At 62.5% G+C, this 16,628-nt stretch carries 9 protein-coding genes; 5 read left to right on the top strand and 4 right to left on the bottom strand.

Annotation, left to right across the window (positions count from 1 at the left end):
• Window positions 1–5: 5 nt before the first annotated feature.
• Genes ABMA32_RS12075 through ABMA32_RS12060 form a run of 4 tightly spaced genes read right to left on the bottom strand, consistent with a single transcriptional unit; the run spans window position 6 to window position 3,511 of the window.
• Window positions 6–347 carry a hypothetical protein gene (locus tag ABMA32_RS12075; RefSeq protein WP_349014006.1) on the bottom strand — a complete coding sequence of 114 codons (342 nt, stop codon included), beginning with the start codon at window positions 345–347 and terminating at the stop codon, window positions 6–8.
• Window positions 344–1,210 carry a MurR/RpiR family transcriptional regulator gene (locus ABMA32_RS12070; protein WP_349014005.1) on the bottom strand — a complete coding sequence of 289 codons (867 nt, stop codon included), beginning with the start codon at window positions 1,208–1,210 and terminating at the stop codon, window positions 344–346. The genes ABMA32_RS12075 and ABMA32_RS12070 overlap by 4 nt, the downstream gene beginning before the upstream one ends.
• A 25-nt stretch (window positions 1,211–1,235) precedes the next feature.
• Window positions 1,236–2,729: a mannitol dehydrogenase family protein gene (locus ABMA32_RS12065; protein ID WP_349014004.1), complete on the bottom strand. Its 1,494-nt coding sequence runs from the start codon at window positions 2,727–2,729 to the stop codon at window positions 1,236–1,238.
• Window positions 2,726–3,511 carry an SDR family oxidoreductase gene (locus ABMA32_RS12060; RefSeq protein ID WP_349014003.1) on the bottom strand — a complete coding sequence of 262 codons (786 nt, stop codon included), beginning with the start codon at window positions 3,509–3,511 and terminating at the stop codon, window positions 2,726–2,728. Before ABMA32_RS12060 ends, ABMA32_RS12065 begins: the two co-directional genes overlap by 4 nt.
• 129 nt (window positions 3,512–3,640) lie before the next feature.
• Between ABMA32_RS12060 and ABMA32_RS12055 the strand changes: the two genes are divergently transcribed.
• The 5 genes from ABMA32_RS12055 (at window position 3,641) to ABMA32_RS12035 (ending at window position 16,599) form a co-directional block, all read left to right on the top strand.
• On the top strand, window positions 3,641–5,878 hold the full coding sequence (locus ABMA32_RS12055) for a CHASE2 domain-containing protein (protein WP_349014002.1): 2,238 nt from the start codon (window positions 3,641–3,643) through the stop codon (window positions 5,876–5,878).
• A gap of 174 nt (window positions 5,879–6,052) precedes the next feature.
• Complete coding sequence (locus ABMA32_RS12050; RefSeq protein ID WP_349014001.1) at window positions 6,053–7,390, top strand: TolC family protein; 1,338 nt, start codon at window positions 6,053–6,055, stop codon at window positions 7,388–7,390.
• A 53-nt stretch (window positions 7,391–7,443) separates the two neighbouring features.
• Complete coding sequence (locus ABMA32_RS12045) at window positions 7,444–9,648, top strand: type I secretion system permease/ATPase (RefSeq protein WP_349014000.1); 2,205 nt, start codon at window positions 7,444–7,446, stop codon at window positions 9,646–9,648.
• Complete coding sequence (locus ABMA32_RS12040) at window positions 9,641–10,957, top strand: HlyD family type I secretion periplasmic adaptor subunit (RefSeq protein ID WP_349013999.1); 1,317 nt, start codon at window positions 9,641–9,643, stop codon at window positions 10,955–10,957. Before ABMA32_RS12045 ends, ABMA32_RS12040 begins: the two co-directional genes overlap by 8 nt.
• Before the next feature lie 146 nt (window positions 10,958–11,103).
• A complete protein-coding gene (locus tag ABMA32_RS12035) occupies window positions 11,104–16,599 on the top strand; it encodes a VCBS domain-containing protein (RefSeq protein ID WP_349013998.1) in 5,496 nt (1,831 codons plus the stop codon).
• The last annotated feature ends 29 nt before the right edge of the window (window positions 16,600–16,628 follow it).

The raw sequence follows: 16,628 nt of genomic DNA, 5'->3' as shown, positions 1-16,628 counted from the left end.
GCGAACTAGTCGGCGTTGACGGGCCCCTCTATGAATTTTACCGGCCAATCGGGCTGGGGCCAAGCTTCGCCGTAGCTGAAGCCCTCAATTGCGTCCAACAATCCCTGCTTAAAGAAGAGAACGAATCCGATTTGCGTTCCATCCAAGCTTATTGCGTTGGGAATGTCCTCATACGCTCTCCTGCTGTAGCTCAGCGGCTTCACGCATGATACTTCGGTCATGAATCCTACGGGGTTCCGGTCACGCCAGTTAACCGTGAAGTTATCCGCGTCTAGGACGTCCGAACCCTGCTGTTTGCAAAATTTCGATATCACCGAATATTCGAGAGAAGTCAGACGGTCCGTCATGCCCGGTTTGCTCCCGCCTCCGGATTGCCGTAGCCCAGGCACATAATGAGCGTCTGGCAGAGCACCATGGCCGGCACCTGGCTGCGGAAATGTCCGAGCCGGCCTTCCTTCACGTAGAGTGCATGTTTCGCCAGCGGGGCGACAGGGCTGAGTTCGTTGTCGGTAATGGCAAGCACCGTTCGGCCGGCCGCATGGCCCCGGCGCGCAAGTTCAACCGTCTCCGGCGTGTAGTCGTCGAAGGTGATGACAAGCAGCGCGTCGTCCTCGTCCATCGCCGCGAGTTGCTCGGCGCGCATGGCGCCCAGATTGTCGACCAGGAAGGCGCGCTTGCCGATCCGCGACAGGCCGTAATAGGTGTAGCCGCCGACTCCGAACGCACCGCGCGCCGCCGCAATGTGCACGGCCCGCGCCTTCTGCAGGGCATCGACGAAAGGCGTGAGGTCCGCCTTGGCGACATCCTCGCGCAGCCTCAGCAGCGCATCGAACGCCGCCTGGATGAAGGTGTCGGCCACCTGATGCGGATCGCGCGGATTGGTGGCCCGCGCGGCCGGCGTAAGTTCGCGGTTCACCGCCTTCAGCCTGTCGGCGTAGGACATGCGCGGGCCAAGCAGGCGCTGTTTGAACATGGATTGCAACGAGGCGAAGCCGTCGAAGCCAAGCTCCTTGGCGAAGCGTGTGATCGCCGAAGGGGGGACGCCGGCGCGTTTCGCGATCTCGATGATCGTGAAGATCGCGGCGTCCTCGGGATTGTTCAACAGATATTGCGCGACCTGTTGGAGTCGCCGGCTGAGCGCCGGCTGTCGCGACATCAGCGTGGCGACGAACTCGCCGTAGTCGCGTGCGCTGTCGGCCTCTTCGCTCAACCCACCCTCCCTGGATGCGGAGATACTAACCCGCCGCGACCGGCTGGGCCATTGTCCTGCCGAGAGCTTTTGCCACACCGTCTTTCATCAATGCCCGCGCCGACGATGCAACACGGCTGGCGAAACTGGCGTCACCAGCCAGTGTCTCGCCGAAGATCGATCGGTTGCCGACGAAGAGCTTGGCGAATGCCTCAATGTCGCCCGCCGATGCGCGCGCCGTATCGGCCACGAAGGGCATGATCTGGTCGTTTGCCTGCCATGCGGCGCCAAAGGCAGGTTGCGACTTCGCCAGATAGGTGACCCACCCGCCGACGGCGGTCTCCAGCAGAGGAGACGGCAGCCCTTGAGCCATGCGGTCGCGCAATGGCTGCAGGAGGCGCTGGTTTATCTTTTGCGAGCCATCGGTCGCGATCTGATGGTTGGTATGACGGATCGCCGGGTTGGAGAGCCGCGATAGCGAGAGCTTCAGGTAGGGCGCTACCTGCATGCCCGGCACATCAGGCAGAACGGCGCTGGATTCGTCAGAGATCATGTGCTCCGCGAACGACCTCAGCAGTGGATCGCAAACGGCGTCATAACTGGTCTCCAGCCCGGACAATGCGCCGAGATAGGAGAGCGCCGTCTGGCAGGCGTTCAGCACGCGCATCTTGATGAATTCGTAGGGTTGGACGTCGCGCACGAACTCTGCGCCGGCGATATCCCAACGCGGCCGTCGCCGGTTGAAATCGTCCTCCAGCACCCATTGCCGGAACGGCTCGCCGACCACCACGCTTTTGTCGACGACTCCGGTGAGTTCCTCGACCCGTTTCAGGTCCTCCGCCTGCGTCGCCGGAACAATCCGGTCGACCATCGTCGAGGGAAAGCGGACATTGTCTGCTATCCACGCCGCCAGCGGCCTGTCGACCGCTTCCGCGAGGTCGGAAACGACGGCTTTCAGGATCGCTCCATTGCCTGGAATATTGTCGCAGGAGACAAGCGTAAGCGGTGCATTCGCCGCCATCCTCCGCGCAAGCATTTCCGTCAGGAAGCCCGGCAGGGATTGCCGGCCGGTGGCTTGCTGCAAATCCGCCTTGATCTCAGGTCTTTGCCAGTCCAGCGCGCCCGTCGCCGGGACGTGGCAATAGCCCTTTTCGGTGACGGTCATGGTGATGACGTCGATGCCGGGATGGCTGAGCGCAGCGATTGCCTCCGCATGTCCGCGTGCCGCGTCCAGCACCTTCCGGATTGAGCCGATGACCCGCGCCTCGGTCCGGTCGCCCCCGACCAGAAGACGCGTGTAGAGCCCATCCTGCGGGGAAAGCTGATCCTCGATGGACGGCGGCCTGAGATTGATGCCGATCTCGGCGCGATCGTCCGCTCCGGCCTCCAATGCATCCTCGGTGTACTCGGCCTGATGACCGCGGTGGAACGCGCCGACGCCGATATGCGCGAAGCCGATGCGCGTCCTCGAACGGTCGTAGCTCGGCTGGCGCACGCCTTTCGCAAGCGAGGGCAAGGTGCCGTCCGCTAGGCGCTTCATGCGTCGCGCGGCCCGACGGGCGCCTGCTCCTGGTCGACCAGTGTGCCCGTCATAGGTTCGGAAGCCGGCGACAGCAGGAAGTGCGTCAGCCGAGCCACGTCCTCCGCCACCAGAAGCCGGCCGAAGGGCTGCTGGGCGGCTTGCTCGGCGAGCCAGTTCGGGCCCTTGCCGAGGGTGTCGGCATGCATGACGCGCTCGGCCGGCGTGTCGGCCCAGCCCATGTTGATGCCGTTGATCCTGATACGGTCGAAGCGATGCGCCTGCGCCGCGTTCTTAGTGATCAGCGCGAGCGCGGCCTTGCTGGCGGAATAGACGGTGAGGTCCGTCGCGCCGCCATGCACGTTGATCGACAGGATGTTGACGATCGCACCCGGCTGCTTTCGCGCCCGCATATCGGCGATGGCGCGCTGCATCAGGAAGAAGGGCGTCTTCGCGTTGACAGCTTGCAGGCGGTCCCAAAGCTCAGGCGTGGCAGTCACCATCGACCCGCGATCCGTCATGCCCGCAGCGTTCACCAGCGCGTCGATCCGCCCGAAGTTTTTCAGTGCGGTGTCGGCGATCATGTCAGCCGCTTCGCTGGTCGCGAGATCGACGGCGACGAAATGCGCCTTTGCGCCGAGCGCTTCGATCTCGGCCACGACTTCCGCGCCGCGCTTGGCATCGCGTCCTGTGACCAGAATGGAACTCGCGCCGTTGCGGGCTGCTTCGAGAGCGACCGCCCGGCCCACCCCCTGGGTCGAACCGGTTACGATCAATACGGCGCCGGCAAGGGAGAGGTTCATTGTCACGCAAATCGATTTCTATTTGGAGAAAAATAGAAAATCCGTTCCGTTCGGTCAACAGTGGAATGGCGCATTGACAGGTATCGCTTCACTCCTGATCAATATTGCCTGGGGATGGGGATCACCGGCATGCGTCTCTTCCGGTCAGCGGGTTCGATGGGCGTCGCGCTTTCGCGGCTGGCGGGGCTTATGCTGCTGCTGGTGTTGCTGGGCTTGCGTGTAGCCGATCCGCTCGTCCTTTCGTCGATCCGCAACCAGGGGTTCGACATCCTGCAGCGAATCCATCCCCGGCCGGTGGTTCCGCAACCCATCAAGATCGTGGACATAGATGAAAAGAGCCTCCAACTCGTCGGGCAGTGGCCGTGGCCGCGTTCGGAGGTCGCGCGGCTGATCGACCGGCTGACCGCGATGGGAGCGGTTGTCGTCGGTTTCGACGTGGTCTTCGCCGAGCCGGATCGTCTGTCGCCGGACCGCATCGCCGAGGACAATCCCGCGCTGCCAGAACAGGCGAGGGCGGACCTGCTGAAGCTGCCCTCCAACGAAGAGGTGCTTGCCGAATCCATCCGCCGGTCGCGCGTGATCGTCGGGGAAACCAGCGCGCGCGTCGAGGACCAGACGCTGGCGGCCCGCGATGCACCGATTCCCGAAGTCGCCTTTGCGACGCTTGGCGCTGATCCGACCCCGTTCCTGCTCAAATTTCCACATCTGGTTCAGAACCTCCCGGTTATCTCGGACGCCGCGACGGGCAGAGGCCTGTTCACGGTCGAGCCGGACCCGGACGGCATCTTCCGCCGCATACCGCTGGTGATGATGGTGGAGGAGCGCGTGCGCCTTGCGCTCTCCGCCGAGATGCTGCGGATCGCCACAGGCGGCGAAGCCTTTGCGATAAAGACCGGAAACGCCGGCATCGAGGGCATCGTCGTTGGCGGGGTCATGGTGCCGACCGACGGGTCCGGCCGCGTATGGCCTTGGTTCAATGGCTCCTCGCGCGACCGCTACGTATCGGCCGGCAGCGTCATGTCGGGTGAGGCCGCGCCAGAAAGTATTGCCGGGCATCTCGTTGTGATCGGCACGTCGGCTGTGGGTCTGGAGGATTTCCGCGCGACGCCGGTCGCCAATTTCATGCCTGGCGTGGAAATCCACGCGCAGATCATCGAGAACATCCTGACTAAGGAATTTCTGCATCGCCCGGCATATGCGATCGGCATGGAACTGGTGTTCACGCTGGTGCTTGGCCTCATCATCATCTGGCTGGTGCCGAAGATCGGAGCCTTCTATTCCTTCTTTGCTGCAGCGATGGTTCTGGGCGTAGTGGCGGCCGGTGTGCTGTGGGCGTTCTTTTCGCAGCGGATGCTTCTGGATGCGTCTTTCCCGGGAGGAACGCTCGCGGCGGTGTTCATGTTGATGGCGACGGCCAACTACATGCGCGAGGAACGGCAGAGGCGTCAGATCAGAAGCGCCTTCGGCCAGTATCTGTCGCCGGCGCTGGTCGATCGCCTTGCCGACCATCCCGAACAGCTCGTGCTCGGCGGTGAAACGCGCGAACTGACACTGCTCTTCACCGACGTGCGTGGCTTCACAACGATTTCGGAAAGCTTCAAGTCCAATCCGCAGGGCCTGACGCGGCTGATGAACCAGTTTCTCACCGCGCTATCCAAGGCAATTCTCGATCGTGACGGGACCATCGACAAGTACATGGGCGATGCGATCATGGCTTTCTGGAACGCGCCGGTGGATCTCCCGGACCATGCTATGCGGGCCTGCCGGGCCGGCCTCGACATGGTGAAGCAGGCCGAGGCGGTGAACGCGAAGCGGCGGGAGGAAGTCGCGCAAAATCCCGGCGAGACGTTGCACGAGATCAAGATTGGCGTCGGCATCAATTCCGGCGAATGCGTCGTCGGCAACATGGGCAGCGACATGCGCTTCGATTATACGGCGCTCGGCGATACCGTGAACCTTGCCTCGCGCCTGGAAGGTCAGTCCAAACCCTATGGCGTGACAATTATTCTCGGCGACAACACCGCCACCGCCGTCGCCGAGACGCTGGCGGTGCTGGAAATCGACCTCATTAGGGTCAAAGGCAAGACCGAGCCCGAGCGCATCCACACGCTTCTCGGTGTCGAGGACATGGCCGCCGACGAGCGCTTCAAGGCCTTGAAGGAGGCCAACCGCAGGCTTCTGGGCAGCTACCGGGCTCAGAAATGGGATATTGCGGAAGCCACGGTGGCTGAAATGCGAGGCCTCTCATCAGCGATGGACGTCAACATCGATGGTTATCTGACACTCTACGAAAGCAGGATCGCATTTTTTCGGGCGGAACCGCCGGGAGATGGCTGGGATGGCGTCTACACGGCCGCCAGTAAATAGTCTTCGCCTTTCCTATTCGATAGCCGGCTTGCCGGAAGCTGCCTTTTTTGGCGGCGCAGCATCGACGCTGTCTTTTTTATAAGCATTGGTATATGATGAAATTGTTCTCGGGGTTGTGTGCGTATGGTGGGGTTGCGCATCAGAGTGTTGGCGGCTGCCGTTGCGGCAGGCGCCTTGTCGATTCCGGCACATGCCACGAGCCTGCGAGATGCGGTTCAGCAGGCAGTGCTGACAAATCCCAAGATTGACGCTGCGCAAGCCAATCGGCGCGCGATCGAATATACGTTCAAGCAGGCCAAGGGGCGCTTCCTGCCCGAAGTCGAGGTCGGGGCGGATATCGGGCAGCAACGCATCAATCGTCCGGAGGGCATCGCCCCCGATATCAACGACGAGTGGATGGACCGGCGGCAGGCAACCGTCAGCATCCGCCAGGTGCTGTTCGACGGCTGGGACCGCGCCTACGACATCTACCGCACGCAGGCCGGCATTTCTGCAGCATCGTTTCGAGTCATGGTGCGTTCGGAGGCCGTGGGGCTGAACAGCGTCGAGGCCTACATCGATGTCGTCCGCCACAATGAACTTCTGGGCCTTGCGCAGGAAAACCTGCGCCGCCTCCAGACTATCCAGCGCGTCGTTCAGGAGCGTTATGACGGCGGCAGGTCGCCTATCGGCGACCTGGAGCAGGCCGTCGAGCGGGTCGAGGCGGCGAAGGCGCTGGTCGCGCAGATCAAGGTCGCGCGCGAGACGGCAAGCGCGAAGTACAAGAACGCCGTCGGTGTGCCGCCTCTGAAACTGCAGCCGGTGAAATATGCGACCGGCATCCCCAAGACGGTCGATGATGTGACACTGCGTGCCGTGCAGAACAATCCGCGCGTCAAGGAGGCGGTCGCCGAGACTCAGGTCTCCTTCTACGACAAGAAGCAGTTCGGCTCGACGCTCTATCCGCAGGTATATCTGGAAGGCAACGCCACGCGCGGCGAGAACCTCGACGGCACGCCGGGCCAGAACGACGAGCTGCAAGCCAAGGTGGTGCTGCGCTGGAAGATCTTCGACGGCGGCGTGCGGCGCAACCGCGAGGCGGAGCTTGGCGAGCGCTATTCCGAAAAGGTTGCTGAACAGATGATCTTGGTGCGCCAGATCACCGAGGAGGTTGAGATCGCCTGGGCGCGCCTCGTCGACGGACGCGCACAGGTCGATGCGGTTCGCACGGAAGTCGGCCAGAACAAGAAGGTCGTTGCCGCCTACAAGGACGAGTACAACGCCAACAAGCGCAGCCTCCTCGACCTGCTGGATGCCGAGAATTCGCTGTTTGCCAGCCAGTTCGAGCTTTCCAACGTGAGCGCGCTGCACAAGTTTTCGAGCTACGAGTTGCTGGCGCAGATGGGCGTGCTGCTGTCCACGCTTGACGTGTCGGCGCAGAACATTCCGGACGTGCCGTCCAATCCGCTGCCGGTCTTCCTGCGGGGTCCTGCGCAAAAGCCTTTCGAGATTCCCCCGCTCAGCCAGGAATGAGCAGCTTTCATAACGATATCCCGATATGTTCGTTTTACGGGATAGGATGACGAGTGGAACAGAGGCACGGATCCTTCGTTGAAAGCACCGGTCCGGAGGCCGGCGCCTTTGCCGTGCACGATCCGCTGCTGGACGCTCTCGAATATCTCGCGGCCAGCCATGGCAGGCCCTTTTCGAAGGCCGCCGTGCTGCACGGATTGCCGCTTGCCGGAGGGCGGCTGACGCTCAACCTCTTTGCCCGCGCCGCCGAACGGTTGGGTTTCGAGACCAGCCTCGTCAACAAACGTCCCTCGGAAGTGTCCGGGCTCGTCTGCCCGTTCGTCGTGCTTCTCAAGAACGGCGACACGGCCATCGTTCTGGAGAAACGCCACCGTGCCCGAAAGGCCTTGGTCGTGGTTCCCGGCGCGGCTCCGAAGAAGATGCGCCTTGCAGACATCGATCGCGAGTCGCTGGACGCCGTCATCTATGTCGCCGACCGCCGTCAGCAGGATGCAGTGCAGTCCGAAGCCGCGATAACCCGCCGCATGAGGGGCCATTGGCTGTGGTCTGTAGTGTTGCGGCTGTGGCCGACCTGGATCTACGTCATCCTCGCCGCGCTCGTCATCAACCTGCTCGGGCTGGCGGTGCCGCTCTTCGTGATGAACGTCTACGACCGCGTCATCCCAAACAATTCTGTTCCGACCCTCTGGGCACTCGCTGTCGGCGTCATCATCGCGCTCGGGGCCGATTTCGTGCTGCGCATGCTGAGAGCCGGCGTCATCGAGAGCTCGGGCAGGCGTGTCGACATGCGCGTCTCGTCAATCCTTTTCGAACAGGCGCTGGACGCAAAGATGGCGAGCCGCTCGTCGCGGGCGGGCGAGTTCGCCAACCACATCCGCGAGTTCGAGGGCGTGCGCGACTTCTTCACCTCGTCCAGCATCGTTTCGGCGATCGATCTCCTGTTCATCGGCGTCTTCCTGGGGCTGCTCTACGTTCTGGTCGGCCCGCTTGCGCTCGTTCCGCTGTTTGCGGTGCCGGTCGTCCTCGTCGTCACGCTTCTCATCCAGATTCCGCTCTCCCGCTCGGTGAATGCCGCGCAGGTGACCAAGACCAACCGGCACACGATCCTCGTCGAGTCGATGGTCAGCATCGAGACCGTGAAGGCCGTCTCCGGCGAAGGCGTGATGCAGAAGAAGTGGGAGGACGCGGTTGCGGGTTCCGTGCGCGCCAGTTCGTCGCTGCGCTTCTGGTCCTCGCTCGCCATGTATTTCAGCTTGCTCGTGCAGCAGGGCGTAAGCGTCGTCCTGATCGTCTGGGGCGTCTATCTCGTCGCTGCCGGCGAGATCACCATCGGCGCGCTGATTGCGTCCAACATCCTTGCCGGTCGCGTTCTTGCGCCGCTCGGCGGGATCGCCACGACGCTTGCGCGGTTCCAGACATCGTTCTCCGCCCTCAAGCAGTTGAACCGGATGATGAAGCTGGATCGGGACCATGGCATCCCACCGGCGGGCGGAGGCCCCATCGACCGCGGCAGGATCGAGTTGCGCGACGTCGAATTCGCCTATCCCAACCAGCCCGGCAAGGCGCTCAACGGTCTGTCCCTCAAGATCGCACCCGGCGAACGGGTCGGCGTCGTCGGGCGCGTGGCGTCTGGAAAGTCCACGCTGGGAAAGCTGCTGTGCGGCCTCTACGAGCCGGCAAGCGGTGCGGTTGTCATAGACGGCACCGACGTGCGCCACTCATGGATGGCCGACGTGCGGCGGGCGGTTTCCTATGTCGGGCAGGAGCCGGAGCTTTTTGCCGGGACGCTTCGGGAAAACATCCTCTTTGGCAGGCGAGAGGACGAGCAGGCGTTCGAGGCGGCGACCCGTGCGTCGGGCATCGCGGCGTTGGCCCAGAGCCAGCCGCTCGGCTACGCACTGCCCGTGGGTGAACGCGGCCGCGCCATATCGGGCGGCCAGCGTCAGGCAGTGGCCATCGCCCGCGCGATCCTCGGGGATCCTCGCGTCTTCTTCCTCGACGAACCCACGAGCGCGATGGACAACCTCACCGAGGCCGCGTTCATCAAGAGTTTTCGCGCCTGGCTCAAGCCGGACACCACGCTGATCCTGGCCACCCACCGCGTTTCGATGCTTGAACTGGTGGACCGCCTCGTTGTGCTGGAGAATGGCCGCGTCGCAGCCGACGGGCCAAAGGACAAGGTTCTGGCGTCGCTGCTCAAGCGCAAGCTTGTGGAGCCTCCGGGCAGGGAAGGCGACAGGAGTGGCGTCAATGGCTGACGTCGATCTCAATTTCGCCAATGATCCCCGCGCGGTCATCGAATCCTCCGTGACGCCGGGCGCGTGGCGGCTGCTGATCGTCATCGCGACCGTGTTCGTCCTGTTCGTGCTTTGGGCATCCGTTGCTCAGGTCGACCAGATGGCGTCCGGTGTCGGCCGTGTTATCCCCTCCAGCCAGGTGCAGGTCGTGCAGAGCCTGGAGCCTGGCATCGTCGCAGAGATCCTCGTCGCGGAAGGCGATCGCGTCGAAGCAGGGCAGAACCTCGTGCGTATCGATGACACCGGCGTCGCGTCCAAGCTCGGCGAACTGCGCCAGCAGCAGCTTGCGCTCGCCGCCGAACTGTATCGGCTCAACGCCCAGGCCGGCGGGGCGCAGGAATACCAACCACCGGCAACCATGGAGCCGGGCGCCGAGCCCTACTATCGCGACCAGCAGGCCATTTTCCTCGCCGACCGCCGCAAGCTCTCGGAGGCGATTCTGATCCGCCAGCAGCAACTCGTCCAACGTCGGCAGAACCTGCTCGAGGCCGATGCCACGGCGGCAAAACAGGCCGATGCGCTAAAGCTTGCCGAGCGCGAACTGGAGCTGACTCGGGCCCTTTTCGAGCGCAAGGCCGTGCCGGAACTCGAATTCCTGCGCATCCAGCGCGAGGTGGCCGAGCTTCGCGGCAACCTCGAGATCTGGAGGGCGCAGAAGCTTCGCCTGGAGGCAGAGGTCGCCGAGGCCGAGGCGCAGATCGAGGCCGAGACATCCGCGTTCCTCGCCGAGGTGCAGGCCCGCATCTCGAAGGTGAACGCTGAGATGTCCGTCGTCCACGAAAGCCTGCGTGCAGCCGACGACCGGGTGCGGCGCGCCATGCTGAAGTCGCCCGTAGGGGGCATCGTCAATGCGCTGAACGTGGTCACGATCGGCGAAGTCATCGCCGCCGGGGCCAACGTTGCCGAAATCGTGCCGGTGGATGACACGCTGCTTGTCGAGACCCGTGTCCGCCCGCAGGATGTCGCCTTCATCCATCCGGGTGCACAGGCGACGGTTCGCCTCAGCGCCTACGACTACACGAAGTTCGGGACCCTGAAAGGCGTGGTCGAGCGGATCAGCGCCGATACGATCACCGACGAGAACGGTGAAACCTTTTACCAGGTGATCGTCAGCACAGACACGGCCGATGGGGAGCTTCCGCAAGAGATGCGAGTCATCCCGGGGATGGTTGCGACAGTCGATATCTCGAATGGTGAACGTACGGTTCTTGAATATCTGCTCAAACCCGTTCTGAAGATACGCGACCAGGCGCTGCGCGAAGCCAGATAGACTTACCGGGCCCCCGGTCTGTTTATGGAATTTACCCTGAGTTGTTCTCGGAATTACCTTGCGGCAAGTTGTATGGACTTTAAGGCCGTGGATCGCTATGCTGCACTGCGAATGGGCTGACGGCCGACCGTCAGGGGAACATAAGCATGGCAGCGCAGGGAGCAGTCGGCGACGCGTCGTCCGTCGTCCCGGTTAGTTTATGGAAAGGCAGCGACGGTTCCGTGCAGATCGCGGACGCGAAGGCGCTGTTCCTCGGCGATTATTCCCGGCAGGGCCATGACCTCGTCATCGAGCATGACGGCAAGACGCTTCTCGTAGAGGACTACTTTTCGGGTCCTGGCGGCAACCTCGTTGGGCCTAACGGCGCGTTCCTGACGCCCGATGTGGTCAACGCGCTTGCCGGTCCGATGGCTCCTGGACAATACGCGCAGGCCGGTGAGGCGGCGGTTGCTGCCACCGCGCTCGTTGAGATCGGCAAAGTCGTCTCGCTCGCGGGGTCGGCCAGCGCGACCCACAGCGACGGCGTCACCGTCACGCTTGCAAATGGCGACCCGGTCTACCAGGGCGACGTGGTGCAGACGGGCGAGGGCTCCAAGCTCGGCATCTCCTTCATCGACGATAGCGTGTTCTCCATGTCGGCCAGCGCCCGCATGGTGCTGAACGAACTCGTCTTCGACCCCGCCAAGGCTGCCGATAGCTCGATGGTCGTTAACCTCGTGCAGGGCTCCTTCGTCTTCGTTAGCGGCAAGGTGGCGCCCGCCGGCAGCATGAAGGTCGAGACGCCCGTTGCCACCATGGGCATACGCGGCACGACACCCACGGTCGATATCATCGCGCATCTGGGCGTCACGGAGTTCAGCATCCTGCCTGACCCAGGAAGCGGCAAGGTCGGCAATTACGTCCTCCTGGACAAGATCACGGGAGAGATACTTGGCCATGTCGATTCTGACGGCGACAAATGGGTCATAACCTCGCTTTCCGGTGAGGCGGTCAAGCTTGCCAAGTCCGGCGTCGACCAGATGGAGGATGAGGAGGCGAAGGCCGACATCCGGGATGCAATCTCGAAAGCGTTTGGCCAGCGCACCGACCTTGGAACGAATTCCAGCCGCAAGGAAGTTCAGGACGGGAGTAACGCCGACCAGACGACTTCCGAAGGCAGCGGGGATCAGAATGACGGAAAACCCATCACCGAGGCGAGTTTCCAGGTCGTCGATCCCGACCCCCTCATCGATAATCCGCCCGTCGCAGGCGACGACGCCGACACAATCGACGAGGATACCCCCCTTGGCGGCAACGTCATCATCGGCCTGCGCCAGGGCAGCGGTGATTACGATCCGGAGCAGCTCGCGCCGCTGATCGTCACGCAGATAAACGGCATCGACCGGTCATTCGGCAGCGGCGGCTGGACGGGCGAGATCGAACTGCCGCCGTCGCCCGCAACGGCCACAGCCTCGGGACTGTCGGGTGAAGATTACCCGGGCGCGGTACTGCAGATCAATTCCAACGGAACGATCCTCTACGATCCAAGGGGCTCGTTCCAGTGGCTGGCCGAAGGCGAGACCGCGACCGACACCTTCACCTACACGGTCAGGGACAAATACGGCTTCACTGACTCGGCCACCGTAAAGATAACGGTCACAGGCAATAACGACGCTCCGATCATCACGGCGATCAAGGTCGCCGACACGATCTACGACATTCCCGAGAGTGCCCCGGACGTGCCGCCCAACAACGCCGGGACGCAGAGCGTCAGCGGATCGATCAGTTTTGCAGATGTGGATTTGTCGGACCGGCCGCACGCCTCCGAAGCAGCCAAAGTAGCGGAATGGAAGTGGGTCGATCAGGACGGCAATGAATTCACGCTGTCGGATGATCAGATAGCCGCTCTTGACGCGGCGTTCACCATAGAGGCCCTGACCAGCAATACTAACAATGGAACGGTTACCTGGGACTATAGCATCTCGGAAAGCGAGATCGATTTCCTTGGCGCCGGCGAAACGCTGACCCTCGTTTTCACCATCACGGTGGCCGATCGGCAGACTGGCGGACTGTCCGCCACGCAGGATGTGACCATAACGATCGTTGGTGACGGTGGGCTGGCCAACGACGCGCCGCTGATTGCGGCAGAAGGGGTCTTCATTGGTGATATCGCCGACGTCGCGGAGGCGACATCGCCCGCGGCGAGCGCCGGCATGCTGACCGACCAGGGGTCCCTCTCGTTCCTCGACGTCGATGGGAACGACAGCGCCACTGTGACCGTCAACACGGAAACGACGGGCTCGGCGCCCGTAAGCGTGGACACTCAGGCCACAATGACGGCGAGCCAGGAACAGGCGCTGCGCGAAGCCTTCTCCATAACGCCGGCCAGCTTCGCTACCAGTGGAGTGTCGCATCAGGTCGATTGGACCTACTCCATCGATGAAGCCGACCTCGACTTCCTCGCCGATGGCGAAACGGTAACTCTGACGTACACGATCATCGTCCGTGACAGCCAGGGTGCCACCGACACGCAGATGGTGACGATCACCATCACCGGCGCGAATGACGCGCCTGTGATGACGGCGTCGACCACGGACGCGGTCGAGGACGGACCTATCGTCGAGGTGGATCTGTCGGCATTGGGCAACGATATCGACAATGACGATGACGGGAGCAGCCTGACCTATGCGATCGTCGGTTCGCCGTTGGAGGGCAGCGCATCTATTGATGGTACAACGCTGACGTTTGATCCGGGTACGGCCTTCCAGGACCTTGCCGAAGGCGAGACGCGGGAGGTGACGATCCAGGTTCAGGCCACGGACCAGCATGGCGTCGCCTCGAACGTCGTGAACATCGTGGTCACTGTCACCGGCACGAACGACGTGCCTGTGATCGAAGCGACGTCGGTCCTGACCGATACGATCACCGAGCAGTCCGAGACGACCAGTTCGTTAACGGAACTGACGGCAGACGGCACGATCCGGTTCAGCGACGTCGATACCACCGACGAACACAGCATACCGACGCCGGGGACACCCTCGGTAGTCTGGAGCAACGGCGGACAGTCAGTGCCCAATCCGGGCACACTTGTGATCGGCGCCGTGGACCAGACGACGAACAGCGCGACCTGGACGTATATCGTCACAGATAGTGCGCTGGATTATCTGGCCGATGGCGAGATGCTGACGATCACCTACACGGTCTCGGTCAAGGACGACAGCGGGGTCAGTGCGAGCGACACCTCAAGCGCGCAACAGATCGTAATCACCATCTACGGCACCAACGACGTGCCGGTTATTGTGGCAGAGGATCTCGACGGGGGCGTGACAGAGCTCTCGCCGGAAAGTCCCGTTCTGGTGAATCTGACGGACAGCGGCGAGATCACGTTCAGCGACGTCGATCTGACGGACGTGCACTTGGTCTCGGCGGTAGGGACGCCTGTGGGCGCGACTCTCGGTACCCTGAGCGCAGTGAAGGACAGCGACACGACGGGTGCCGGTACGGGCGGCAAGCTGACCTGGACGTACACGGTTGCGGCGTCGGCGGTCGAGTATCTGGCGGAAGGGCAACAGAAGGTCGAGAGCTTCAGCATCACGCTGGACGATGGCAATGGTGGTCTGATTCCCAAGACGATTGCGGTGACGATCACGGGCACAAACGACGCGCCTGTGATTGTGGCTGAAGACCTTTTGGGCGGCGTGACGGAGATGACCGTCGTGCCTACGGGTAACCTGACGGACAGCGGCGAGATCACGTTCAGCGATGTCGATCTGGCGGACGTGCACTTGGTCTCGGCGGTAGGGACGCCGGTCGGCGCGACTCTCGGTACCCTCAGCGCAGTGAAGGACAGTGACACGACGGGTGCCGGTACGGGCGGCAAGCTGACCTGGACGTACACGGTTGCGGCGTCGGCGGTCGAGTATTTGGCGGAAGGTCAACAGAAGGTCGAGAGCTTCACCTTCACGCTGGATGACCAGAAAGGCGGCTTGATCACCAAGATGATCACCGTCACCGTCACCGGCACAAACGACGCGCCTGTGATGACTGCTGCCCCGATCGGCAGCGTCACAGAAGATGTGGACGTCGTATCGGGCGACCTCACCACGAGCGGTACGCTTTCGTTCAGCGACCCGGACACAAGCGATGTCTTGACACCCGCTGCTTCGCTGCTGACTGGCCCGGTCTGGTCGAATGGTGATCTGACCTCGGTGTTGAGCGCCTCGGAGATAATTGCGCTGACGTCGCGCTTCACGGTGGATAGCACCGGCTGGGACTACAGTGTCGACAACGGTCTGGTGCAGTTTCTCAATGCAGGAGAGACAATCACCTTCTCCTATACCGTGACAGTCACGGACGACTCTGGTGCCTCTAATGCATCGGATTCGAAGGTGGTGACGATCACCATCACCGGCGCCGGCGACAATAACATCATCCTGGGAACACCGGGCGACGACACGTATCAAAACGGTAACCCGCTTGAGGGCACCAGTGCATCCGACACGATCGTCGGACGTGCCGGCGCGGACGACCTGATTGGCGGCGACGGCGACGATTTTCTGTTTGGCGGCGATGGCGACGACTATCTTGTCGGGGGCGCAGGCAAGGACGCGTTTTTCGGTGGCGAGGGCTGGGACATGGTCAGCTTCGTCGACGAAACCGGCGGAACAGGCGCCTATGTCAATCTGGCCGAAGGCGTGGCAACCGACACCTACGGCAATCCGGAAACCCTCGAAGGCATCGAGGACCTCGAAGGCTCCACCTATGGCGACACGCTGATCGGCGATGCCGGCGACAATTTCTTCCTCGGCGGCCGTGGCGGCGATGATTACGATGGCGGCGAAGGCTGGGATCAGGTTTCGTTCCACAACGAGGATGGCTTGCTGGGTGCCGTCGTCGATCTCTCAGCCGGAATCGGAACGGACACTTATGGCAATTCCGAAACCTTCGCCAACATCGAGGCGCTGCGCGGGTCGCATTGGGCGGATACGTTTACAGGCGATGCCAATGACAACGCTTTTCGTGGTTTGGCCGGAGCCGACGTCATCAATGGCGGAGGCGGTTTCGATACCGTCCGATACGATCGTGACGAACGATATGGCGGTCTGGAGGGGGCCGTCGTCAATCTCGTCGCCGGCACCGCCAAGGACGGTTTTGGCGATACAGACCTGATATCCAACATCGATGGTGCGGTTGGCACGCGGTTCGACGACGTCATGATCGGTGACGAATTCGATAACTTGTTCATCGGACTGGACGACGACGACGAACTGGATGGCGGCGAAGGAAATGACGTCCTCGACGGTGGTGCCGGCAGCGACACGCTTCTTGGCGGCGAGGGCGACGACCAGCTTTTTGGTGGCGACGGAAGCGATACGCTTACCGGCGGCGCTGGATACGATGAGTTCATCCTATACGCCGGGGAAACAGGCATCGACGAGATCCTCGATTTCGGCGCTGACAACAACGCTATTCTCCTGCGAGGCTATGAGGAGAACAGTCAGTTCTATCTAGCCGAAAGCGCCCCTGACAGCGGTGACAGCAACCTGATGCTGGACACGCAGGTGATCGCCTATCTGCAGGGCGTCGAATACAACAGTTCCAGCGTCGACATATTCTACGACAGCGCCGAGCAGCAGCATGTCGTGGCGATGACGCTCGTGTGAGTACCGACACGATGCGCCATGCAGTGGCC

The organism is Mesorhizobium quangtriensis (genome assembly GCF_040081925.1).
In the GTDB taxonomy this organism is placed as follows: Bacteria; Pseudomonadota; Alphaproteobacteria; order Rhizobiales; family Rhizobiaceae; genus Mesorhizobium_K; species Mesorhizobium_K quangtriensis.
This window is presented reverse-complemented; position numbering and strand designations above follow the sequence as displayed.

What these genes read in the sequence shown, in the direction of transcription:
- ABMA32_RS12075 (WP_349014006.1), bottom strand. Translation starts at nt 347, where the DNA reads ATGACGGACCGTCTGACTTCTCTCGAATATTCGGTGATATCGAAATTT.
- ABMA32_RS12065 (WP_349014004.1), bottom strand. Translation starts at nt 2,729, where the DNA reads ATGAAGCGCCTAGCGGACGGCACCTTGCCCTCGCTTGCGAAAGGCGTG.
- ABMA32_RS12060 (WP_349014003.1), bottom strand. Translation starts at nt 3,511, where the DNA reads ATGAACCTCTCCCTTGCCGGCGCCGTATTGATCGTAACCGGTTCGACC.
- ABMA32_RS12055 (WP_349014002.1), top strand. Translation starts at nt 3,641, where the DNA reads ATGCGTCTCTTCCGGTCAGCGGGTTCGATGGGCGTCGCGCTTTCGCGG.
- ABMA32_RS12040 (WP_349013999.1), top strand. Translation starts at nt 9,641, where the DNA reads ATGGCTGACGTCGATCTCAATTTCGCCAATGATCCCCGCGCGGTCATC.
- ABMA32_RS12035 (WP_349013998.1), top strand. Translation starts at nt 11,104, where the DNA reads ATGGCAGCGCAGGGAGCAGTCGGCGACGCGTCGTCCGTCGTCCCGGTT.